The 22,858-nt window shown below is 58.8% G+C and carries 17 protein-coding genes and 1 pseudogene; 14 read left to right on the forward strand and 4 right to left on the reverse strand.

Annotated features, from left to right (window positions below; all coding sequences use genetic code 11):
- Positions 1-173: 173 nt before the first annotated feature.
- Positions 174-728, forward strand: a complete 555-nt coding sequence (locus LJU29_RS12455) for a TetR/AcrR family transcriptional regulator (RefSeq protein ID WP_005779656.1) — start codon at positions 174-176, stop codon at positions 726-728.
- Between the two features lie 17 nt (positions 729-745).
- Here LJU29_RS12455 and LJU29_RS12460 read toward each other — a convergent pair whose 3' ends face one another.
- Complete coding sequence (locus LJU29_RS12460; protein WP_257112498.1) at positions 746-3,205, reverse strand: TonB-dependent receptor plug domain-containing protein; 2,460 nt, start codon at positions 3,203-3,205, stop codon at positions 746-748.
- A gap of 394 nt (positions 3,206-3,599) precedes the next feature.
- Between LJU29_RS12460 and LJU29_RS12465 the strand changes: the two genes are divergently transcribed.
- The 6 genes from LJU29_RS12465 (at position 3,600) to LJU29_RS12490 (ending at position 9,668) form a co-directional block, all read left to right on the forward strand.
- Positions 3,600-4,205 (forward strand): SCO family protein, encoded by a 606-nt coding sequence (locus LJU29_RS12465; RefSeq protein ID WP_004658527.1) that lies wholly within the window; start codon positions 3,600-3,602, stop codon positions 4,203-4,205.
- Complete coding sequence (locus LJU29_RS12470; protein WP_004658526.1) at positions 4,199-4,693, forward strand: copper chaperone PCu(A)C; 495 nt, start codon at positions 4,199-4,201, stop codon at positions 4,691-4,693. Before LJU29_RS12465 ends, LJU29_RS12470 begins: the two co-directional genes overlap by 7 nt.
- Before the next feature lie 211 nt (positions 4,694-4,904).
- Positions 4,905-5,735 (forward strand): energy transducer TonB, encoded by an 831-nt coding sequence (locus LJU29_RS12475; RefSeq protein WP_257112501.1) that lies wholly within the window; start codon positions 4,905-4,907, stop codon positions 5,733-5,735.
- A 118-nt stretch (positions 5,736-5,853) separates the two neighbouring features.
- A complete protein-coding gene (locus LJU29_RS12480) occupies positions 5,854-6,582 on the forward strand; it encodes a MotA/TolQ/ExbB proton channel family protein (protein ID WP_002553832.1) in 729 nt (242 codons plus the stop codon).
- Between the two features lies 1 nt (position 6,583).
- Positions 6,584-6,985 carry an ExbD/TolR family protein gene (locus LJU29_RS12485; RefSeq protein ID WP_002553831.1) on the forward strand — a complete coding sequence of 134 codons (402 nt, stop codon included), beginning with the start codon at positions 6,584-6,586 and terminating at the stop codon, positions 6,983-6,985.
- Positions 6,986-7,265: 280 nt separating this feature from the next.
- Positions 7,266-9,668, forward strand: coding sequence for a TonB-dependent receptor plug domain-containing protein (locus LJU29_RS12490; RefSeq protein ID WP_257112502.1), 2,403 nt, complete (start codon positions 7,266-7,268; stop codon positions 9,666-9,668).
- Positions 9,669-9,848: 180 nt separating this feature from the next.
- Here the strand turns inward: LJU29_RS12490 and LJU29_RS12495 are convergent, their stop codons facing one another.
- The gene (locus tag LJU29_RS12495) at positions 9,849-10,886 is read right to left on the reverse strand and encodes an ABC transporter substrate-binding protein (RefSeq protein WP_257112503.1); all 1,038 of its coding nucleotides are present in this window, start codon (positions 10,884-10,886) and stop codon (positions 9,849-9,851) included.
- Between the two features lie 234 nt (positions 10,887-11,120).
- Here LJU29_RS12495 and LJU29_RS12500 point away from each other — a divergent pair, with 234 nt between their 5' ends.
- The 7 genes from LJU29_RS12500 to LJU29_RS12530 all read left to right on the forward strand — a co-directional run bounded on the left by LJU29_RS12500 (position 11,121) and on the right by LJU29_RS12530 (position 19,986).
- Entirely contained in the window at positions 11,121-11,936 is an 816-nt protein-coding gene (locus tag LJU29_RS12500) for a class II aldolase/adducin family protein (RefSeq protein WP_257112504.1), read from the forward strand.
- A gap of 70 nt (positions 11,937-12,006) precedes the next feature.
- Complete coding sequence (glsB, locus tag LJU29_RS12505) at positions 12,007-12,915, forward strand: glutaminase B (protein ID WP_257112505.1); 909 nt, start codon at positions 12,007-12,009, stop codon at positions 12,913-12,915.
- An 80-nt stretch (positions 12,916-12,995) separates the two neighbouring features.
- On the forward strand, positions 12,996-14,066 hold the full coding sequence (locus LJU29_RS12510; protein WP_005757451.1) for a DUF1615 domain-containing protein: 1,071 nt from the start codon (positions 12,996-12,998) through the stop codon (positions 14,064-14,066).
- 296 nt (positions 14,067-14,362) lie between these two features.
- On the forward strand, positions 14,363-16,174 hold the full coding sequence (locus tag LJU29_RS12515) for an ABC transporter ATP-binding protein (protein ID WP_004665547.1): 1,812 nt from the start codon (positions 14,363-14,365) through the stop codon (positions 16,172-16,174).
- Between the two features lie 87 nt (positions 16,175-16,261).
- Positions 16,262-17,299: an NADP(H)-dependent aldo-keto reductase gene (locus LJU29_RS12520; protein WP_257112506.1), complete on the forward strand. Its 1,038-nt coding sequence runs from the start codon at positions 16,262-16,264 to the stop codon at positions 17,297-17,299.
- Positions 17,300-17,366: 67 nt separating this feature from the next.
- Entirely contained in the window at positions 17,367-18,167 is an 801-nt protein-coding gene (locus tag LJU29_RS12525; RefSeq protein WP_054996007.1) for an SDR family oxidoreductase, read from the forward strand.
- Positions 18,160-19,986, forward strand: a complete 1,827-nt coding sequence (locus LJU29_RS12530; RefSeq protein WP_005757443.1) for a glycoside hydrolase family 15 protein — start codon at positions 18,160-18,162, stop codon at positions 19,984-19,986. Before LJU29_RS12525 ends, LJU29_RS12530 begins: the two co-directional genes overlap by 8 nt.
- A 148-nt stretch (positions 19,987-20,134) precedes the next feature.
- Here LJU29_RS12530 and LJU29_RS12535 read toward each other — a convergent pair whose 3' ends face one another.
- On the reverse strand, positions 20,135-21,394 hold the full coding sequence (locus LJU29_RS12535; protein ID WP_257112719.1) for an IS256 family transposase: 1,260 nt from the start codon (positions 21,392-21,394) through the stop codon (positions 20,135-20,137).
- A 51-nt stretch (positions 21,395-21,445) separates the two neighbouring features.
- Positions 21,446-22,842 (reverse strand): annotated as a pseudogene (locus tag LJU29_RS12540) (DUF2723 domain-containing protein); the annotation flags it as partial.
- Between the last annotated feature and the right edge of the window lie 16 nt (positions 22,843-22,858).

Here is a 22,858-nt window from a genome sequence, read left to right on the forward strand (position 1 = left end):
CCGGGCGCAGCCCATCAGACACTAAAGCCGCGAATGATCTACTGTGTAAGAGAGTGAGTCAATATTGACTCATGTGAGACTTTAGTGACTAATTGTGTATAGGCTTTGAGAACGCGGTAAGGTTTCTGCACAATGCGCCGCCTGCCACTTAACACGAGTTGAAGACGTACCCGATGGAATTACCTGCCGCTGACGACAAATTTCTGAAAGCCCTGGCCGTTGCGCTGGTTGACCACTCCAACGGTACGCTCAAGGATATTGCTCAAGCGGCTGGCGTCAGCAAGGCGACGCTCAACCGTTTCTGCGGCACCCGCGCCAACCTCGTGGAACTGTTGCTCAATCACGCCTCGGACCTGATGAACCAGATGGTTGCCGACGCGGATCTGCAGCATGCTCCGCCGCTGGAAGCGCTTCAGCGACTGGTCGACAACCACCTCATGCACCGCGAAATGCTGGTCTTTCTGGTGTTTCAGTGGCGCCCGGATTCGCTCGATGAAAGCAGCGGAGGGCGCCGCTGGTTGCCTTACTCCGACGCCCTCGATGCGTTTTTCCTGCGTGGGCAGCATGAAGGTCTGTTCCGGATCGACGTCAGTGCGGCCGTCCTTACCGAAATGTTCGCAGCGCTGCTCTCCGGGATGGTCGACGCCGAACGCCGCGGCCGTGTGGCACGCGCCGGTATGGGCGCATTGGTGACGCAGTTTTTTCTGCATGGCGCGGCGGCACGATAAGCAAATCTGTGCGGATGTCAGAAATCATAGGCAATCTTGCTGTACCAGAAGCCACCGCCCGGATAGAACGGTGAATTGCCGTACAGGTTGAGTCCGACGGCGGAGGGGATTGCATTCTTGTCCGGGCGCACATCGAAGATATTGGTGCCGCCAACACTGAGGGTGATGTTGTCGTAGAGGGTGTAGGACACATCCAGGTCGGTGATCCACTTGGCCCCGAAGCTGCGATCCCCGCTCTCCAGCTGCTGGAGCGTCTTGACCTTGCCGTAGCGGGTGGTTTGCAGATTCACGCCCAGGTCGCCCAGCGTCCATTTGCCGCCCAGTACCCATTTGGTTTTCGGTTGAGCATCGGTCAGGTCGCCTTCGCGGGCCCGGCCGACCCAGGTCAGGCTGCCGCCAGGGTTGCTGCCCAGGCCCTGCAAGGCTGCCGGTGCGTCCTTGACGTCGGTGATAATGGTCTTGTTGTAGTTGAACCCGGCGCTCCAGCGCACGTTGCCCCATGCACCATACTGGCTGGAATGGTCGAGGACGATGTCCAGGCCGCGGGTGCTGGTGTCCACACCTTGAGCCGACAGGATGGGCGCCAGCGCTGGGCCGTACAGGCTTTCGGTACGGGCGATGCGGTCGTCGATCTCGATCCAGTAGGCGTCTGCGGTCAGGCTGGTGCGCGGTGCCGGTTGCCAGGTCACGCCGAACCCCAGATTGCGCGATTTTTCCGGGTCCAGGGTGGTCGCACCGAGCGCCTGGGCCAGCGCCGAGTTGACCGGCGCGATGCGCGTCACGGCGGGCACGATGGTGCCATCCGGCGCAGCACCGACCCGGTTGTCCGAGATGCTGTAGCCGACCTGGGTCAGCGAGGGCGCACGAAAGCCCGTGCCGACGGTGCCGCGTACGGCGAAGGTGTCGGTAAATTCGTAACGCGAGTTGAGCTTGGCACTGACCGTGTTGCCCGAGTCATCGTCGAAATGCTCTGCACGCAGCGCAAGGTCGACAAACAACGGTTCTATCGGGGTGATACCGAAATCGACGTAAGCTGCGTAGTTGTTGCGTTGCAGGCTGGTGGCATCCTGCGGCGAGATCACCGCTGCGGCCTGGGCGGCAATCGACGCCAGCTGTCCGGCCAGCGGGTTGGCCTGACCATTGGGCAGAGTAGCCGGAAAGCGATAGCCGCCCACCTGATAGGCCTGCGCGTCGCCGGAAAGCGTCCGGAACCGCTCCCAGCGATGTTCAAGCCCTGCGGACACTTGCAGCGGCACGCCAAACAGCCCGTCGAACGCACGGGTGATGTCGACGTTGTTGACCCATTGCTCGAATCGATAGGTTGCCAGGTCGTCGAACGACGTCGGCGAGGCCGGTCCCAGCGAGGGGTTGATGGTCAGATCGCTGTACTGATGGTTGTTGTTGCGCCCGTATGTAGTGCTCAGGTCCCAGTTCCAGCCCAGCGCCTCACCCTTGGCGCCAATCAGGTACTGATAGTCGGTGTCGTCCAGATTGTTCAGCGGGTAGTAGCCGTCGGCAAACAGTTCGGGAACGTTGGCGTTGCTGTTGGGATAGCGGAAGTAGTTGTTGATGATGGCGTCGCGTTGTCCGTAAGTGCCGTAGGAATACAGTTTCGTCTGATCATTCAGCGGCAGTTCGGCGTTGTAGGCCAGGTTGAACGCTTTGATCTGCGGGTCGCCGTTCTTGACGCCGACCCGGTCCCACGTCGCCTCTCGAGGGTCGCCGGGAAAGTAGGCGTTATTGGTGGCTTTTTCGTTCCAGCTGGCATCGCCACGCTTGCGTGCGTCGGCCGAAAGATGCAGAAAGCCGCCGTCACCCAGTTCGAAGCCGGTGTCCCCTTCGAATTTGCTCACTTCGCCTTCACCGCTGTACAGCTTGCCGTACGTCACCCCCAGATGACCGCCCTCGGCGCTGGATTTGAGAATCACGTTGATCACCCCGGCAATCGCATCCGAGCCGTATTGCGCAGCGGCACTGTCCTTGAGCACCTCGATGCGCTCCACCGCGCTGATCGGGATCATGTCGATGTCCACCGAGTTCGCGCCGCTGCTGTCAGTCGAGCCATTGGCGGGCAGGGCGCTGTTATGGCGGCGTTTGCCATTGACCAGCACCAGCGTGTAGGCCGGTGCAAGGCTGCGGTTGGACAACGGGCAGATGGTCGAGTTATAGCCTGCGACGTTGGTGCCATAGTTGAACGAAGGCAGCAGTTTGGCGATGGCTTCGGTCAGGTCGGCGCGACCGGTTTTCAGTAACTGATCGCTGGTTACGATATCAATCGGGGCCGGGCTTTCAGTCACCGTGCGCTGTGTACCGCGAACCCCGGTGGAAATCACCGTGACCTTCTCCAGCCGGGCCTCACGGTCGAGGGTTTCATCGGCGGCCTGAGCGGGGTTCATCAGGCCAAGGCCGACAAGCGCTATGCTTTTGATCAGCGGGTTGCGCAGGGCGTGGCGGGGAGCGTGAGCGGGTAAGGCCATGGCGGAGTAATCCTTGGGCAATGCTGAGAAAGTTCTGGGCACCTCCACAAGGCAAGGGTCGGTTTGCTGGCGAATATAGGGTTATGAAACGAGCCTGTGAAAGGCCTTTTGGTTATATGTTAATTATAAAAATATTGAATTATTTTTATTTATTATATGTTTTATATGCATTTAAAGCGTTGCGCACGGGTGTTCGGTAACAGTACTTGAGGGTGGTAAAGCTGCCTGTGCTGTTTTGTCGCACGACGTATTGCAGCCCATGAGGCCGACGTTTGCGCGCCTGCTCATGGTTTGAAACAGGATTGGCGGTATTCCCTGTTGCCTTGGGGTGGTAAATTCGCGGCCTTTGAATGTGTCAGAACCCACGCGCCTAACCCTCCAGGGGACGCAAGACATGACGTACCAACCGACCCGCCGCGAGGTGGTCACAGGCCTCTCGTTGCTGAGCCTTGGCCTGCTGACTGGCTGCGGCAATTCCAATGCCTTGCCGTTCAAGCACGGCAAAGACATGAGCAACGAGATAGTTGGCCGCAACTTCCGACTCAAGGATGCACAAGGCAACGTCAAGACCCTGTCGAGTTTTCGTGGCCTGATGCCGATGATCTTCTTCGGCTTCACCCAATGCCCGGCCATTTGCCCGACGGCACTGGCGCGAGCTGCACAGATCAGAAAGCTGATGGGCGAAGAGGGCAAGACCCTCCAGGTAGTGTTCATTACTCTCGACCCGGAGCGTGATACGCCCGAGGTGATCGACGCCTACGTGAAGGCTTTCGATCCGACCTTCGTCGCCCTGTCCGGTACGCTTGAAGAAACGGCCGCAACGGCAAAGGAGTTCGGCGTATTCTTCGAAAAGGTCCCGCTGGGCGACACCTACACGATCTCGCATACCGCCACCAGTTATGTCTACGACACCCGCGGCGTGCTGCGCTTGGGCTTGTCGCACAGGCTGTCCGCCCAACAATGCACTGAAGATCTGCTCACTTTGATGGAAGTATGCTGATGACCGTTCTGATTCGTAACGTCGCAAAGCCTCTGTTGCTGACCCTTTCGCTGCTGGGCCTGAGCGCTCAGGCGCTGGCCGAAACCAAAGTCGATGACGCCTGGGTGCGTGCCACTGTGCCAGGCCAGTCCGCCACTGGTGCGTTCATGCGCATCACTTCGGACACGGACAGCAAGCTGGTCGATGTTGCTTCACCTGTTGCGAAAACCGTGCAGATCCATGAGATGAGCATGAAAGGCGACGTGATGAGCATGCAGCGCGTCAACTCGGTTGACCTGCCAGCCGGCAAACCGGTGATGCTCGATTCCGACGGCTACCACGTGATGTTCATGGGCCTTGCAGCGCAGGTCAAAGAGGGTGATCAGGTGCCTCTGACCCTGACCGTGGAAGACGCCAAGGGCGTGAAAGAGTCGATTCAGGTCACCGCAGTCGCCAAGTCGCTGACCAGCGACGAGCACAGCGGGCATGGTGATCACAGCGGTCATTGAGCCTGATCTACCTGACGACTATCGTTCCTCACGCTCTCGCATCACGGTCTGCGCTGGTTCATATATTCATTTAAAGTCTAACCGGCGAACCAAATATTCTTTTCAGGAACAAGCCTCTTTCAGCGATGATTGCCTTGCCACATCAACTTTGGAAAGGTGACTGATACCAACAGAACCTGGATTTTTATCATGAAAATGCAGGAGTGTATCAATGGGCAATGTCCAGACCGCAGCCAGCGCACATGAAGTGCCCTGGCGCCAGACGCCGAGTGGCGACCTGGTCGATCTGGGGCGTCCTTTCCGTGCGCCTCTGGCGTTATCGCGGTTGCAAAGCACCCCCAAACCCATACTTGGACGACGCGAAGCCATTCTGCTGGGTGCACTGGCGCTGGTATTTCATGGCTCGGTCATCTACTGGTTGAGCCAGAACCCGACACCCGCATTGCCGGTCGTGCCGCCGGAAATTCCGCCGATGACCATCGAGTTCTCTCAGCCCGCGCCGCCGGTTGTGGAGACGCCGCCACCACCGCCCGAGCCTGTCGTGCAGCCTGTGGTCGAGCCGCCGCCCCCGGTCGAAGATGAACTGGCCGTCAAGCCGCCACCGCCCAAACCGATTCCAAAACCCAAGCCGCAGCCGCCCAAGCCGGTGGTCAAACCGGTCGTCAAGCCAGTGGCAAAACCGGTCGAGCAACCGGCCCCACCGGTGCCCGCGCCACCTGTCGCTGCACCTGCCGCTCCCGCACCGCCCGCGCCAAAACCGGTAACTCCGGCTTCTGCCAGCGCTGGCTATCTGCGCAACCCGGCACCGGAATACCCGTCGCTGGCAATGCGCCGCGGCTGGGAAGGCACCGTGCTGTTGCGCGTCCATGTATTGGCCAGCGGCAAGCCCGGCGAGATTCAGATACAGAAAAGCAGCGGCCGCGATCAATTGGATGACGCAGCGCTGGCAGCGGTGAAGCGCTGGAGTTTCGTGCCCGCCAAACAAGGCGACGTCGCCCAGGACGGCTGGGTCAGTGTGCCGATTGATTTCAAGATCAAATAACGTTTCAAGTTCCAATAACCACGATATTCGATTGACCCGGCGAGCTACCTGAACCAAAGGCGCATCGCGATACACCCCAATGCCTTGTTCAGACTTCGTTCATAAAGAGAGCTGCGCCATGAACCTACTTGCTTCGCCTTTTGAATCCATCGAACACGCGGTCATCTGGCTGCTGGTCATTTTTTCCGTCGCCACCTGGGGCCTGGCCCTGCTCAAAGGTGTGCAGTTCTCGCGCCTGAAATCCCAGGACCGCAAGTTCCACAAGCAATTCTGGGCTGCATCGAGCCTGGATTCGGCCGCGCAACTTGCCCAGGAACAGCCCGGCGCTGCTGCTCGTGTTGCGCTGGCCGGTTACGCCGCCATTCAGGTGCCGGACGGCGCGCAGGCTAACGACCTCAGTCAGTCCATCAACCATCAGGACCGCCTTGAACGTGCCCTGCGTCAGCAGATCGTTCGGGAGCGCCGCTCGCTGGAGACCGGTCTGGCGATTCTCGCCAGTATTGGCAGCACCTCGCCGTTTATCGGCCTGTTCGGTACGGTCTGGGGCATTATGTCGGCGCTCAAGGGTATCAGTGCTGCCGGTTCGGCAAGCCTGGAAACCGTTGCCGGTCCTATCGGCGCAGCGCTGGTGGCAACCGGTGTCGGCATCGCCGTCGCCGTGCCTGCGGTACTGGTTTACAACTACTTCCTGCGGCGCCTGAAACTGACCGCTGCCGACCTGGATGACTTCGCCCACGACTTCTATAGCCTGGCGCAGAAGAGTGCATTTCGCGTGCTGCTGCATCCGGTCCTGAAGTCTGGCGCTACAGGCGGGCAGGCTGGACAGAAAGTGAAGGAGGCATCCTGAGATGGCTTTCTCCACACAAGATACCGATGAAGTGCTGAGCGAGATCAACGTTACGCCGCTGGTGGACGTGATGCTGGTGCTGCTGGTGGTGTTCATCGTGACCGCGCCGCTGCTGACCAACTCGATTCCGATCAACCTGCCCAAGACCGAATCGGTTGCGCCGGTGGAACAGAAAGACCCGCTAGTGGTGAGTATCGACGGGCAGGGCAAGCTGTTCATCAACAAAGATGAAATTCAACCAGATCTGTTGGAAACCAGCCTCAAGGCGGCCAAGGACAAGGCCCCTGACGTGCGCGTGCAGTTGCAGGCGGACAATGGCGTGAATTACGGCGAAGTGGCACGAGCCATGGCTTCCATCGAACGCGCAGGCATTACCAAACTGTCGGTGATCACCGCAAAGTAAGCAATTCTTCGTCCATCAGCTTCATCAGTTTTGGGCCGCATCCTCAGGCAGGTGCGGCCTTTTTTTGTCCGCGCTTCCGGCATTTTTCAGTCTGGACACAAATGTAGATGCTTATTCTTTATTGATATTTAAATATTTAAATTAATGTCATTAAGCTATAAAGCATCGGGCCTCCGGAACACCAATCAGACACTGTAATGATCGCTACCGTCCGCCGCACGGATCGCTCGTTGTAACCAGAACAGAGTTTCTGGATCAAGGATTTTCAAGGGGTAGTGGTATGGGGAGTTTCAAACGGAATGTATTGGCCACGGCGATTTTTTCAGCCAATTTGCTGAGCGTCGCAGGCATCAGTGCAAGCGCTCATGCTGCACAGGCAACAGATGAGCAAAACAGCCAGGGCGCATCCACCCTGGGCACGGTAATCGTTACCGGCACTCGGGCGCAGGAGCGCACCGCCAGTGCTTCGCTGTCGCCCATCGATGTGATTTCCGGCGACAGCCTGCGCAGTTCCGGCTCCAGCGAATTGGGCACGGTGCTGGCGCGCTTGATCCCTTCGATCAACTTTCCGCGGCCCGGCCTGGTGGACGGTGCCGAGCTGACCCGACCGGCGCAATTGCGCGGGCTGTCGCCGGATCAGGTGCTGGTGCTGGTCAATGGCAAACGCCGCCACACATCGGCCTTCGTCAACCTGGGTGGGGCGGTGGGACGCGGTTCGGCACCTGCCGACCTGAACGCCATTCCGCTGTCTGCCATTGACCACATCGAAGTGCTGCGCGACGGTGCTTCAGCGCGTTACGGTTCCGATGCGATTGCCGGGGTGATCAACATCATCCTCAAAAGCGCCGATCATGGCGGCTCGATTTCCAGCAAATACGGCCAATACAAGAAGGGCGACGGGATTCAGCGTCAGGTGTCCGGCAACACCGGTTTCGCGCTGGGCGACAACGGCACGTTGAACCTGTCGGGTGAAGGCTCCAACAACGACTACACCAACCGTGCCGGTGATGATTTTCGTACTTCCAGCATAGGTTCCACTACTTACGGTCAGCAGGTGTTCCGTCAGGGTGAGCCGCAAACCCACGAGGGCAAGCTGCAATACAACGCCGAGTACAGTTTCAACGATGCGGCGGAGTTCTACAGCTTCGGTGGCTACAGCAAGCGCCGTGGTGAAACGGCCGCGTTTTATCGGCCGAGCAATGCCTCCAACAACATCGCTGCGATTTACCCCAACGGTTATCTGCCACTGATTAACGGCACGCTGGAAGACACCTCGCTGGTAGCGGGATTACGCGGCGAGCTGGCGGATGACTGGCACTACGACGTGTCTGCCAACTACGGGAAAAACACCTATGAACTGCGTACCAAAACCATCAATACGTCACTTGGCCTGAACACGCCGCGCTCGTTCGACAACGGCACGCTGACCAACGATCAGAAGCAACTTGGCTTCGATCTGTCGCGGGAGTTCAGCGCGGCATGGCTGCCTTACCCGGTGTCGGTCGCGTTCGGCGCCGAATACCTGCACCAGGGTTATCAGATCGAGGCGGGGCAGGCCGAGTCGTATTTTCAGACCGGCAGTTCCGGGCTGGGCGGCTTCCGCGCCGCCGATGCAGGCAGCTACTCGCGACACAACTTCGCCCAGTATCTGGATGTGGAAACCAACCTGACCGAGAAGCTCGGTGTGTCGGCTGCCGTTCGCCACGAAGACTACAGCGATTTTGGCTCCAACGTCAGCGGCTCGCTCTCGGCGCGTTATGACTTCACCCCGCAGGTGGCTTTGCGAGGCAGCGTATCGACAGGCTTCCGCGCCCCTTCACTGGCGCAGCAGAATTTCACCTTTACCTCGTCACAACTGATTGGCAACACTATCCAGGAAGCGGGCACGTTTCCGGCCGGCAGTAACGTTGCGCAACTGTTAGGCGCCGAAGACCTCAAGCCCGAAAAGTCGCGCAACTACAGCCTGGGCCTGGTGCTCCAGCCACTGGACAGCCTGACTGTGACCGCCGACGTCTATCGCATCGATATTCAGGATCGTATCTCGCTGTCCTCTAACCTGGTGCTCAACAACACGGCCATCAACTACCTGCGCAGCAATGGCGTGGGTGATATCAACTACACCAGTGCGCGCTATTTCACCAACGCCACAGACACCAGCACCGATGGTGTCGATCTGGTCGCCAATTACCGCTACCAGTTCGATAACGGCGTCCGTTGGAACAGCACAGTGGGCTACAACTACAACCACACTAAAGTCACCGACGTGAAAGCCAACCCGGCGATTCTCGATCAGTTAGGGGTGAATCTGGTTCGCGTGGATCGCAGGGAGCGCATCGGTCTGCTGGGTGACACCACCCCGCAGCACAAACTGACGCTGGGCAATGATCTGACGTTCGGTAACTGGGCACTGCATTCCAACCTGGTTCGCTACGGCGAGTTCACCAGCTACCAGGCCGACAAGGTCAACGATCAGACCTTCAGCGCTGCGTGGCTGCTGGACCTCGCAGTAGACTACACACTCAAGAACTGGGTCTTCACCCTGGGCGGCGATAACGTCACCGACAAGTACCCCGAAAAGCTCAACGACTTCTCGTCCAGCGGCGGCAACCTGGCTTACAGCACGTTCTCGCCTTATGGGTATAGCGGGGCGTTTTACTACGGCAAGGTGACGTACAACTGGTAATTTGACTTGCCGCTGATTGTTGTCCCAATGCTTCGCGTGATACACAAGTCCGCTCTTGATTCTGGCCGAGGGCCGTGGGAGCGGACCGGGCGACGCTCCCACGCCCTCCGGGCAGAAGCCCGTCATCCGGACTTGTCTATACGCCGAGCGACTGTTGCGTATAAGGATCAGTGCGAGAACTCAACTGCCCTGCAACGGGGTGGCATCCTGAAAGAAGTAATCCTTCCACGACGCCGGCTTGTTCTTGATCGCGCCAACACGGTACAAAAACTCGGCCAGCGGGTAGGTGTTCTTCGGCGTGATGGTGAATTGAAACTCCGGCTGATCAATGATCTTCAACAGTTCGGCACGGTCGATCTTCGCCTTGGTGACGCGCAGGTAGATGTCGGCGGCAGCACCAATGTCTTTGCTGACAAAAGCTTCTGCCTCGGCCAGCGCTTCAATGAAGGCCTTGTAGGTTTTCGGGTTTTCGTTGCGAAATTTCTCGGTGACGAACAGTACGGTGGGAGAGTTAGGCCCCAGCAGGTCATAAGTGTTGAGCACGACATGCACGTTGGGGTTTTTCAGTTCCTGATCCTGATAGGGCGGGTTGGAAAAGTGCCCGGTCAATTCGGTGCCACCCGCGATCAGGCTGGCGGCGGCGTCCGGGTGCGGCAGGCTCAAGGTGTACTTGTCCAGGCGTGCGTATTCCTTATCACCCCAAAGTTTTGCGGCGGCGAATTGCAGGTAGCGTGACTGCACTGAAACACTGACTGCCGGCACCGCGATGCGGTCCTTTTCGGTGAAGTCGGCGATGGTTTTGACGTTGGGGTTATTGCTCACCAGGTAATAGGGGAAGTTGCCCAGCGATGCGACCGCCTTGACGTTCTGCCTGTCCTTGGTGTGGTCCCAGATGGTCAGCAACGGGCCAACCCCGGCACCGGCAACATCGATGGAGCCCGACAGCAGCGCATCGTTGACCGCCGAACCTCCGGACAGTTGGGTCCAGTCCACCTTGATCTCCAGGCCGTCTTGCTTGCCGTGTTTCTCGATCAATTGTTGATCGCGCACCACGTTGAGCAGCAGGTAGACGATGCCGAACTGCTCGGCGATGCGAATTTCGCCTTCAGCCTGTGCGCTGGCGGGCGCAATCAGCGTTCCGGTCAATAGCGCGGCACCAAGCCCGATGGCCGCTGCCAGACGGCTGAAACGGGGTAGAAAGGGGGCAGGTTTTGACATGCATGGCTCCAAAACGGAAACGGAATTTTCTGGAGCATATCGCTATATAAAAATTTATTTAAATAACCTTAACGAATATGAATAGACCGCCTTGATGCGCTTGCGGAACCTTTGTAACCGCTATTCCTAATATTCTTGTTTTTTATAATTAGCTTAGAAGTAAATGTGATTTTTAATTGATTTGTAATGCGCCTAGTCTGGCTGGCCAGTCAGCAGTCACCAAGGAGCAACATTATGAGCAACGTCAGCGCTTTGCCACTCCAGCCAGGTACTACGCCGTCGGGTGGCGGCACTGTGCGTGACAGGGTTTCGCCGCAGGAATGGGAAGTCCGGGTCAAGTTGGCGGCGGCCTATCGGCTGGCCGCGCTCAAGCGCTGGACCGACCATATCTATACACACTTCTCGGCGCGGGTACCGGGGCCGGACGAGCACTTTCTGATCAACGCGTTTGGCCTGTTGTTCGATGAAATCACCGCATCCAATCTGGTCAAGGTCGACATCGACGGCACGATTGTCGATGACCCGACAGGGCTGGGTATCAACTACGCCGGTTATGTGATTCACAGTGCCATTCACGCTGCGCGCCATGACCTGCAAGCGGTGCTGCACACCCACACCCGTGACGGTATCGCAGTGTCGGCGCAAAAGGACGGGCTGCTGCCGATTTCCCAGCACTCCATTGCCTTCTCCGGGCGCGTGGCCTATCACGGTTACGAAGGCATTGCGCTGGACCTGAGCGAGCGTGAACGACTGGTCGCGGACCTGGGTGACAAGAGCGTGATGATCCTGCGCAATCACGGCTTGCTCACCGGCGGGGTGAGTGTAGAGCACGCATTCCAGCAGCTGCATGCCCTCGAGTACGCCTGCAATATCCAGATTGCAGCGCAGTCTGCCGGCAACGCAGAGCTGGTGTTTCCGCCCCGGGAGGTCATCGCCAAAGTGGAAGAGCAGGCCAAGGCCATCAAGGACGGTAATGGTCCGGGTGTCGCCCGACACTGGAATGCGCTGATCCGCGAGCTGGAGCGTAGCGGCACCGATTACCGGGACTGAGCCTGCAACACAGTGATGCGAGGCACCTGGGGTTGGTGTAGTGTGCGCAGCCAAAACAAGGGGCGCACACATGCAAGACCTGCTGAACGAAATCCTCGATGAAGTAAGACCCTTGCTTGGTCAGGGCAAGGTGGCAGATTACATTCCGGCGCTGGGCGGGGTGCGGCCTGATCAACTGGGCATTGCGGTGTACGGCAACGACGGCCAGGTGTTCAGCGCCGGTGATGCCGAAACGCAGTTTTCGATACAGAGTATTTCCAAGGTGTTCAGCCTGGTGCAGGCCATCGGGCACTCCGGTGAGGACATCTGGCAGCGCCTGGGGCACGAGCCCTCCGGCCAGCCGTTCAACTCGCTGGTGCAGCTGGAATTCGAACGGGGCAGGCCGCGCAACCCGTTCATCAACGCCGGCGCGCTGGTGATCTGCGACATCAATCAGGCACGGTTTGCGGCACCGTCGCTGTCAATGCGTGACTTCGTTCGACGCCTGTGCGGCAACCGGGCGATCACCTCCGATTCCAAAGTTGCGGAATCCGAATACCAGCACCGTTCGCGCAACGCCGCAGCGGCCTATCTGATGAAGTCCTTCGACAATTTTCATGGCGATGTGGAAGACGTGCTGCGCAGCTATTTCCACCATTGCGCGCTGAGCATGAATTGCATTGATCTGGCCAAGGCGTTCGGTTTTCTGGCCAATCAGGGCTTCTGCACTCACAGTGGCGATCAGATACTCACCGCACGCCAGGCCACTCAGGTCAATTCGATCATGGCCACCAGCGGTCTTTACGATGAAGCCGGTAACTTTGCCTATCGTGTCGGCCTGCCGGGCAAGAGCGGAGTAGGGGGTGGTATCGTTGCGATTGTGCCGGAGCGCGCTTCGGTCTGTGTGTGGTCTCCGGAGTTGAACGCGGCGGGCAATTCCCTTGTCGGTATGGCTGCGCTGGAAAAACTCAGCGCGAGGATCGACTGGTCGGTGTTTTAAAGCCTTCTGAAGTGAACCGTGTGGTAAAGCGCGAACGTGGCAGGAGTCATGGATTGAATCGAAGGCTAAGCAAATCGCTCATGCTGAGCGTCGGGCTGCTGGTGCTGGCAGGTTGTGGCACTCAGCGTGTGCAGGAACCTGAACTGAGCCCGGAACAGGCGCGTGCGCAGATCGTGCGCCTGATGCCTGCCACTGTTACGGATCGGCAGGCTTGGGCAACGGATATCCATGCCGCATTTGCCGCGCAGAAAATTCCGATGACCACCGAAAACCTGTGCTCGGTATTGGCTGTGACCGAACAGGAGTCAACCTTTCAGGTCGACCCTGCGGTGCCGGACATGGGCCGCATTGCCCGTGCCGAAATAAACCGCCGCGCGGCGCGCTTGCATATCCCCAATGCGTTGATAGCCACGGCATTGCGCGTACGTTCACCAGACGGCAAGACCTATGGCAAGCGCCTCGATTCAGCCCGCACAGAGAAAGACCTCAGCGCGATCTTTGATGATTTCATCGGCATGGTACCGCTGGGCCAGGTACTGTTCGGCAATTTCAACCCGGTCAAGACCGGCGGCCCGATGCAGGTCAGCATCGCCTTTGCCGAGAAGCATGCGGAAGATTATCCCTACACGGTGGATGGCTCGATCCGACGCGAAGTCTTTACTCGCCGTGGCGGCATGTATTTCGGCATCGCTCATCTACTGGGTTACCCGGTGAACTACACCCAGTCCCTGTACCGCTTTGCCGATTTCAATGCCGGTTGGTACGCCAGTCGCAATGCCGCGTTTCAGAACGCGGTGAGTCGTGCGACCGGCATCGAGCTGGCGCTTGATGGCGATCTGATTCGTTTCGACTCCACCTCGCCAGGCTCCACCGAGCTGGCAGTGCGAACCCTGGCTGACCGGCTGGGCATGAACAAGTCACAGATATGGAACCAGCTCAAGCAGGGCGATACCCTGGAGTTCGAAGAGACCGATCTGTACAGCAAGGTGTTTGCACTGGCGGACAAGGCAGCAGGCAAGCCCTTGCCAAGAGCCATCCTGCCCGGCATCACCCTGAAAAGCCCGAAAATCACCCGCAACCTGACCACCGCCTGGTTCGCCGAACGCGTCGACGACCGCCGCGAACGCTGCGTACAGCGCGCACCGAAGTGAGGGTGAGTCCGGAATAAGCGATCACACATCGATTATCGTTACCACGCTCCGCGTGGTAATGCAGTTCGTGACGCTCCGCGTCACACATTAGAGCCTTGACACCTGATTCAGGTCGTACGAGATGCAGGCCTGAGCTCCGGTTACGCCTGCTGTTTCACCAGACTGAAGATGTGTGACGCAGAGCGTCACGAACTGCATGCCAACGCGGAGCATTGGCACGATAGTCATCTCAAGGCTTTGTGTATAACGATGAGCGCTCCAGTGAACATATAAGGCTCTTCAGGATTTTTTAACGTATGCCGGTTTTCAAACGCTTCACGTCGTTCATGCAGCAGGCCTTACGGGCCATGCATCTGGTCTGGACCACGTCCCGAGCGCTGTCCGTTGGCTTGATCGTTGCCACGCTGGTGGCAGGCTTGCTGCCCGCGCTGGCCGCCTGGCTGGGGCAGCGGATTGTCGATGCGGTGGTCAGTGCCATGCAACTGCATGCCAGCACTGGCGAGGCTCCTTTATGGCCGGTGTTGCGTTATGTGTTGCTTGAGGCCGGTGTACTGGCGCTGCTGGCCGGTGCGCAACGCGGGCTGTCGGTGCAGCAGGCGCTGTTGCGGGTGTTGCTGGGGCAGAAGGTCAATACGTTGATTCTGGAGAAGGCCCAGACCCTGTCACTGTCGCAGTTCGAAGACTCGGAGTTTTACGACAAGCTCGTGCGCGTCCGGCGTGAAGCCTCGACACGGCCGCTGGCACTGGTGACCAAATCCCTGGGATTGCTGCAAAACCTCATTTCGCTGATCAGCTTTGCCGTACTGCTGGTGCATTTCTCGCCCTGGGCGTTGCTGATTCTGGTGCTCGGCGCATTGCCGGTGTTCTTTGCCGAGGCGCATTTTTCCGGCGACGCGTTCCGCCTGTTTACCCGGCGTGCTCCGGAAACCCGTCGGCAGAACTACATCGAAACATTGCTCTCCCACGAGGGCTACATCAAAGAGGTCAAGCTGTTCGGCTTCGCGCCGCTGCTGCTCAAACGATATCGCGACACCTTCGAGCGTCTGTATGCCGAAGACCGGCGCTTGACCGTGCGCCGTGATGGCTGGGGCTTTCTGCTCGGCTTGCTGGGCACTGCTTCGTTCTATCTGGCGTACGCCTGGGTGGTGGTCGATGCGGTGCATGGGCGTATTACCCTGGGGCAGATGACCATGTACCTGGTGCTGTTCAAGCAAGGGCAGGCCGCTGTGAGCAGCAGCCTGAGTGCGATCAGTGGTTTGTACGAGGACGGGCTGTACCTGGCCGACCTGTACATTTACCTCGGTCAGCCGGTCACGCCGTCTGCTGGCAGTCTGACCCAGGGTGCGCTGCCCGGCGATGGTATGCGTTTCGAGAACGTCAGCTTCACTTACCCTGGCACCAGCCGCGCAGCATTGGAAAACATCGATCTGCATCTTGCACCGGGTCGTAGCGTGGCGCTGGTGGGCGAGAACGGCTCGGGGAAGACCACCCTGATCAAGTTGCTGACGCGCCTTTATCAGCCCGACCAAGGCCGCATTCTGCTGGATGGCAGCGATCTGCAGGACTGGGACGAAGACGCCCTGCGGTCGCGCATCGGCGTGATTTTTCAGGACTTCATCCGCTATCAGTTTCTGGTCGGTGAGAACCTCGGGGTCGGCGATACCCACGCCTTTCACGACGAAACCCGCTGGCGCGAAGCCGCTGCGCAAGGCATGGCAGCGCAGTTTATCGAACAGCTCGACAAGGGTTACGCCACACAATTGGGGCGTTGGTTCGCAGGCGGTCAGGAGCTGTCCGGCGGGCAGTGGCAGAAAATCGCGCTGTCACGCGCCTATATGCGCCGCGATGCCGATATTCTGATTCTCGATGAGCCCACTGCCGCGTTGGATGCCGGGGCAGAAGCTGCGGTATTCGAGCACTTTCGCGAGTACGCCAAGGGACGCATGACGCTGCTGATTTCCCACCGTTTTTCCAGTGTGCGCAACGCCGAACATATCGTGGTACTGGAGCATGGGCGGGTGCTGGAGCGCGGTGATCACGACAGCCTGATCGCCGCCGCAGGGCGCTACGCCGCGCTGTTCGATCTGCAGGCGCAAGGCTATCGTTAGATAAAAAGTGTTGCAGTGAATGACCAGTCGGCGTTTTATGGGAGCCTTGTTTCAAGCTGTATCTTTTTGAATCAAACGGAGACATCGATGCAATTTCGTAAATTGGGCAAAACCGATCTGTCGGTCAGCGCGATCTGTCTGGGCACCATGACCTGGGGCGAGCAGAACACCCAGGATGAAGCATTCGAACAGATTCGTATGGCCAAGGATGCCAAGGTCAACTTCCTCGACACGGCAGAAATGTACCCGGTGCCGCCGCGTGGCGAGACTTACACCACGACCGAAAGCATCATCGGCGAGTACTTCAAGAAGTACGGGGACCGCAACGACTGGGTACTGGCCAGCAAGGTCGCCGGTCCAGGTCGCATGGATCATATCCGCGACGGCAATCCGCGGCTTGACCGCAAGAACATCACTGCGGCGCTGGAAGCCAGCCTCAAGCGCCTTAATACCGATTACCTGGACCTTTACCAGTTGCACTGGCCGGATCGCAAGACCAACTTCTTCGGCGTGCTGGGTTACACCCACGACCCGGATGATCAGGCTGTCGAAATCGAAGAAACCCTGTCGGTACTGGGCGATCTGGTCAAGGCGGGCAAGATTCGCCACTTCGGCCTCTCCAACGAAACGCCATGGGGCACTCAGCGTTTTCTGCACCTTGCCGAAACCCTCGATCTGCCACGTGCTGTCTCGATCCAGAACCCCTACAACCTGCTTAACCGCACCTTCGAAGTGGGTCTGGCAGAAATCGCTATTCGCGAACAGGTCGGCTTGCTGGCCTATTCGCCACTGGCGTTCGGTGTGTTGGCCGGCAAGTACCTGGACGGTGCACGTCCGGCTGATGGCCGCCTGACCCTGTTCGAGCGTTTCCAGCGCTACAACAACCCGCAGGCCGTCACTGCCACAGCCAAGTATGTCGCGCTGGCTCGCGTGCATGGTCTGGATCCATCGCAGATGGCGCTGGCCTATGTCACCAGCCGTCCGTTCGTGACCAGCAACATCATTGGTGCCACGAAACTGGATCAACTGAAGATCAATCTGGAGAGCATCGACGTCACGCTGTCCGACGAGGTCATCGCTGGCATCGAAGCGATTCACACTACTCAGCCCAACCCGGCACCCTAAGCCGAACTGAACTTACTTTCAGCCTCGTCAGTCAGCACTAGTACGCTTACTCCGAGGCTGAAATTCGATGCATATCTCACTCAAGCAACAAGTCGCTATCGTCACCGGAGCCAGTTCCGGTCTCGGCGCGGGTGCCGCGCGAGCGCTGGCGGAAGCCGGGGCGGCGGTGGTGATCAATTACAACTCCAAGGCTGAACCTGCCGAGAAGCTGGCTGAAGAGATTCGCGCAGCGGGCGGTCGCGCCCTTGCTGTCGGGGCCGACGTGTCGAAAGAAGCAGACGTCGAGCGCCTGTTTGCGCAGACCATCGAGCACTTTGGCGCATTGGACATCCTGGTCGCCAACTCGGGCCTGCAAAAAGACGCAGCCATCGTCGACATGAGCCTGGAAGACTGGAACACGGTCATCAATGTCAACCTGACCGGGCAATTTCTCTGTGCCCGTGCGGCGTTGCGCCAGTTCATCAAGCAAGGCATGCGCCCTGATGTGTCACGGGCGATGGGCAAGATCATTCACATGAGTTCAGTGCACCAACTGATTCCATGGGCCGGGCACGTCAATTACGCAGCATCCAAGGGCGGCGTCGACCTGTTAATGCGTAGCATCGCTCAGGAAGTCGGCGAGCTGAAAATTCGCGTCAACAGCGTCGCGCCGGGTGCTATTCGCACGCCGATCAATGCCGATGCGCGCAAGGGCGACGCCGAGAAAGAAATGCTCAAACTGATCCCTTATGGCCGTATCGGTGAGCCTGAAGACGTCGCCAATGCCGTGCTCTGGCTGGCCTCCGATGCCTCGGATTATGTGCACGGCACGACCCTGTACATCGACGGCGGGATGACCCTTTATCCGGAGTTCCGTGGCAATGGCTGACTTTCCCCAAGAAGCGCAAAACCGTATCGAAGACCACGGCATCATCGGCGATATGCGCAGCGCCGCGTTGATCGCCAACACCGGCAGCATCGATTTCTGCTGCTGGCCGGATTTCGACAGCCCGTCGATTTTCACCGCGCTGCTGGATACGCCCGATGCCGGCATCTTTCAGCTGGCGCCCGATTTGCCTGACGCCAGGCGGCTGCAGATCTACCTGCCGGACACCAATGTCCTGCAAACCCGCTGGATTTCCGAGGACGCGGTGGTGGAAGTCACCGACCTGATGCCGATCGGTGAAGATCAGGACGATCTGCCGCGCATCGTGCGCAGGGTTCAAGTGCGTTTTGGCGAGGCCACCATTCGCATGCGCTGTCGGGTACGCATGGACTACAGCCGTGCTGAAACCACCGCTCGCGTCGATGGTCAGGACATCTGTTTCGAGGCCGAAGGGCAGCCAGGCATGCGCTTGTCGGCTGCTACGCCGCTACAGCTGGAGCAGCAGAACGCTGTAGCCGAGTTTCACATGCATAAAGGCCAGACCGTCGAGTTCATTCTTGGCGGTATCGACGACCCGAACGTGGCCGCAGGCAAATGCTCGCGCTATTTCGACGACACACTGAAATTCTGGCGGCGCTGGGCCGGGCAATCGCAATACAAGGGCCGCTGGCGTGAAATGGTCACTCGCTCGGCGCTGGCGCTCAAGCTGCTGACCTCGCGCAAGCATGGCGGCATTGTCGCAGCCGCGACGTTCGGTCTGCCGGAAACCGAGGGCGGCGAGCGCAACTGGGACTACCGTTACACCTGGATACGTGACGCATCATTCACCGTGTATGCGTTCATGCGCCTGGGGTACACCGATGAAGCCAATGCCTTCATGAGCTGGGTGCGCGGGCGACTGGATGACTGCTGTGAACAGACCGAGAAACTCGGCATTCTGTATGCCCTCGATGGCCACGCAGAATTGCCGGAAGACAATCTCGATCATTTGTCCGGCTACGGCGGTGCTCAGCCGGTACGCATCGGCAATGAGGCCTACAAGCAGGTTCAGCTGGATATCTATGGCGAACTGATGGACGCCGTCTACCTGGCCAACAAGTATGGAGACGCTATTTCCCATGATGGCTGGCAGCATGTCGTTCGCCAGGTCGACTACGTGTGCGAACACTGGAGCGACCGCGATGTGGGCATCTGGGAAATGCGCGGTGGCGATCAGCATTTTCTGCATTCGCGGCTGATGTGCTGGGTGGCACTGGACCGGGCACTGCGCCTGGCGTTCAAGCGCTCGCTGTCGGGGCCCTTCGAGCGCTGGACCAGGGTACGTGAAGAGATCCACAACGATATCTGGGAGAATTTCTGGAACGAAGACCTGGGCCACTTCGTGCAGCACAAGGGCAGCCGCAATCTGGATGCCTCAATGCTGCTGATGCCGCTGGTACGCTTTGTCGGTGCCAATGACCCGAAGTGGCTGGCGACGCTGGACGCCATCGAAGCAGCACTGGTGCGTGACGGGATGGTATTCCGCTATCGCAACGATGATGATCACGATGACGGACTGGCAGGCGAAGAGGGTGCATTCGTTGCCTGTTCGTTCTGGTACGTCGAATGTCTGGCCCGTGCCGGTCGGGTCGAGCAGGCGCATCTGGAGTTCGAACAATTGCTGCGTTACGCCAACCCGCTGGGCTTGTACGCCGAAGAATTCGACGCGCATGCTCATCATCTCGGTAATACACCGCAGGCCCTGAGCCATCTGGCGTTAATCAGCGCGGCCAGTTTTCTGGACCGCAAACTGGGCGGCGGGCAGGCGCTCTGGCAGCCTTGAGAGTGTGCGCGAACGTGTCATGAATGTGAGTCAGAGGTTCATTCATGATCAGTTCGCCTGCAATGAATATCCTGCCGGCTGTTCTTCCGGGACTGTCAGATTTTTTGTGTGCGGGCGGTTAACGCCCGTCACCTGACGGACACTGTAATCACCAGGCGGGCCTGGTGAAGCGATCTCCGTAAAGGATCGCAAACTGGTTCATCGCACCCTTCCAATCATGCGCGGCTCTGCTCCAGTTGGCCGTGATATTACGCAGCCCCAGCCAGATCAACTTGGTAGCCGCTTCGTCATTCGGGAAGTGCCCGCGCGTCTTGATGATCTTGCGCAGTTGCGCGTTCACGCTTTCGATGGCGTTGGTGGTATAGATCACTTTGCGTATCGCCTGCGGGAACACGAAGAACGGGATTACGCGATCCCAAGCCCGACGCCACGCGGCAACGACGGTTGGATACTGTTTCCCCCAAGGCCCGGACTCAAAGTCGTTCAGCGCTTGCTCCGCAGCCTCTGCGTTCAGTGCCTGGTAAATCGGCTTCAGCGCCTTGGCCAAGCCCTTGCGCTTGTCCCTGAAGGCGTAATCAAGGCTGTTGCGGATCAAATGGACGATGCAGGTCTGTAGGGTCGTTTCAGGGTAAACCGCTGCCAGCGCCTCCGGCATGCCCTTGAGGCCATCGGTTACAGCGATCAGCATGTCTTCGACGCCTCTGTTGCGCAGGTCATTGAACACCTTGAGCCAGAACTTGGCGCCTTCGGTATTTTCGATCCAGATGCCCAGAATATCGCGGGTACCATCCGGCAAAACACCCAGTGCCAAGTAGATCGCCTTGTTGCGCACCATGCCTTCATCGCGGATTTTCACGCGCAGGGCGTCGAAGAAAATCACGGGATACATCGGCTCGAGCGGCCGCTGTTGCCACGCACCCACTTCTTCCATCACGGCGTCAGTCACCGAGCTGATGAAGTCGTGGGAAACGTCCGTGCCGTATTGCTCCAACAGGAACGCGCGAATCTCGCGCACCGTCATGCCACGGGCATACATGGCGATGATCTTGTCGTCGAAACCGGTGAAGCGGCGCTCATGCTTGGGGATCAGGATCGGGGCAAAGCTGCCATCGCGATCTCGAGGAATATCCAGTTTCAGCGGGCCATCGTCGGTCAGGACAGTCTTGCCACTGCTGCCGTTGCGCTGGTTCTCGATGCCTTCGGGGCGCTCCGCACCTGGCGGGTAGCCGAGATGATGGCCAAGCTCGGCACCGAGTGCGCGCTCGTCCAACGCCTTCTTGAAGGCCATCGAGATGTCTTGAATCGCCTCGGCTGTCATCGGGCCTTTGACGAACTGTTCGACCAGCTCCTTGGGGATTTCAGGGAGGTCTTTCTTGGCCTTGCCGGCCGGGGTCTTTTTGCTAGGCATGTCATGCACCTTAAACGCATGTGATGCCCGAACGCAAAATTTCTGACAGTCCCGTTCTTCCAGCCGGTAGTGCTGTGTAAGCGTCCCGCAATAGCTCAACCGTGGCAGATAGACGCCGTTGCTGTTCAAGGCCGCTCGAATGGCAACGTTGTCGTCGCACATGGCCAGCCTGCGACCGCCAAGCAGCCCGATGGCTTGCCCGGAGCGCATGGCACCCATCGGTGTCCAGTCGGCGATGATCAACGCACCGTTGGGCACGACCTGTTCATAGGCGCGCACGAACTGCTCGGCAGAGCGGTCGCGCAGGTAAGGCACCATGAAATAACGGATATCGTCGCGGTAGGGCAGCTTCTCCTTATGCTCAGGAAAATGTATGACCCCGTTTGCGTAAAGTGAATACGCCAACAGAACCACTGTCGGCGAGGACAATACCGAGAGATTGAGCAAGGTGCTGCGTGTCATATTGTGTGGCAAAACCCGCCGCAGCTGAATCATGCCGATGATGCTCAGCATCGCCACGCCGGGTAGAAAAAAGGTGAAACGGTCGGTCACGTTATAGGAAATGGCAAAAACCAGATTCAACAGCGCCGCACTCCACAACAACCGCAGCCGACTCTCCTGGGAAACAGCAGCAGCCCCGCCAACTGCGGCCCTATCAGTGACAGCAGCACCAGTATGGCTGCGTTCCTCTCCTCAAGAAGTTCGTCGAAACGCAACAGGCTGCCTTGCCACTCCGGCCCCGCAATGATCGCGGACGCACCGGTCAGGTAACGTCGAGCAATATCCAGCAGGCCCAATCCGGTGTTCAGATCATTGAACACCGCGACAGCCGCCGTTGCGAAGCCGAGCATGAAGCCGGGCAGGGTGATCAAAACGCGCGCTTTATACAGGTACAGCAGATGCAGGTACAGCGGCAGCAGGACCACGAAGGTCAGTTGATGAGTCGAGGCCGCCATTCCAGTCAGCACGCCAATCATGAACAGCTTTTTCAGCGGCGTCAGACGGTTACTGTCATTGAACTGCAGCGTATAAGCCAGCAGTACGAACAGCGTGTGCAGCAGGTAAACCTCGGCTTTGGTCGACACCCAGAACACTCCGTGCGCCAATACCGTCGCTGCGCCAGCGAGTACGGCCTGACGCGGCCCGGCGCCGAGGCTTTGCGCCAGTCGATAGACAATCCATGCCAACGGCACGAGGAGTAACGAATTCAGCAGGCTGAGCGCGCGTGAGCCGAACAGTGTGAAGAATACCGAGTTGATCAGTTGATAAAGCGGATGCTCCAGCGGTCCGAGCGACTGACTGAAATAATGGCCTTCGCGGGCGTTGGCCAGAAACATGCCATTGTCCATCCATTGCACCGGCCCGCTGGAGGCCAGAAAACTTGCGGCGATGGCGGCACCCAGCAGAAATAGGGGCATAGCAATCGAAGTGCGCGAATCGGGTGGCATTGAACAGCTCCTCCGT

The organism is Pseudomonas ficuserectae (assembly GCF_024584585.1).
Lineage (GTDB): Bacteria > Pseudomonadota > Gammaproteobacteria > Pseudomonadales > Pseudomonadaceae > Aquipseudomonas > Aquipseudomonas amygdali.

Bases quoted from the DNA above. Each gene is read 5' to 3' on its own strand.
- LJU29_RS12455 (WP_005779656.1), top strand. From the start codon at position 174: ATGGAATTACCTGCCGCTGACGACAAATTTCTGAAAGCCCTGGCCGTT.
- LJU29_RS12460 (WP_257112498.1), bottom strand. From the start codon at position 3,205: ATGGCCTTACCCGCTCACGCTCCCCGCCACGCCCTGCGCAACCCGCTG.
- LJU29_RS12465 (WP_004658527.1), top strand. From the start codon at position 3,600: ATGACGTACCAACCGACCCGCCGCGAGGTGGTCACAGGCCTCTCGTTG.
- LJU29_RS12470 (WP_004658526.1), top strand. From the start codon at position 4,199: ATGCTGATGACCGTTCTGATTCGTAACGTCGCAAAGCCTCTGTTGCTG.
- LJU29_RS12475 (WP_257112501.1), top strand. From the start codon at position 4,905: ATGGGCAATGTCCAGACCGCAGCCAGCGCACATGAAGTGCCCTGGCGC.
- LJU29_RS12480 (WP_002553832.1), top strand. From the start codon at position 5,854: ATGAACCTACTTGCTTCGCCTTTTGAATCCATCGAACACGCGGTCATC.
- LJU29_RS12485 (WP_002553831.1), top strand. From the start codon at position 6,584: ATGGCTTTCTCCACACAAGATACCGATGAAGTGCTGAGCGAGATCAAC.
- LJU29_RS12490 (WP_257112502.1), top strand. From the start codon at position 7,266: ATGGGGAGTTTCAAACGGAATGTATTGGCCACGGCGATTTTTTCAGCC.
- LJU29_RS12495 (WP_257112503.1), bottom strand. From the start codon at position 10,886: ATGTCAAAACCTGCCCCCTTTCTACCCCGTTTCAGCCGTCTGGCAGCG.
- LJU29_RS12500 (WP_257112504.1), top strand. From the start codon at position 11,121: ATGAGCAACGTCAGCGCTTTGCCACTCCAGCCAGGTACTACGCCGTCG.
- glsB (WP_257112505.1), top strand. From the start codon at position 12,007: ATGCAAGACCTGCTGAACGAAATCCTCGATGAAGTAAGACCCTTGCTT.
- LJU29_RS12510 (WP_005757451.1), top strand. From the start codon at position 12,996: ATGCTGAGCGTCGGGCTGCTGGTGCTGGCAGGTTGTGGCACTCAGCGT.
- LJU29_RS12515 (WP_004665547.1), top strand. From the start codon at position 14,363: ATGCCGGTTTTCAAACGCTTCACGTCGTTCATGCAGCAGGCCTTACGG.
- LJU29_RS12520 (WP_257112506.1), top strand. From the start codon at position 16,262: ATGCAATTTCGTAAATTGGGCAAAACCGATCTGTCGGTCAGCGCGATC.
- LJU29_RS12525 (WP_054996007.1), top strand. From the start codon at position 17,367: ATGCATATCTCACTCAAGCAACAAGTCGCTATCGTCACCGGAGCCAGT.
- LJU29_RS12530 (WP_005757443.1), top strand. From the start codon at position 18,160: ATGGCTGACTTTCCCCAAGAAGCGCAAAACCGTATCGAAGACCACGGC.
- LJU29_RS12535 (WP_257112719.1), bottom strand. From the start codon at position 21,394: ATGCCTAGCAAAAAGACCCCGGCCGGCAAGGCCAAGAAAGACCTCCCT.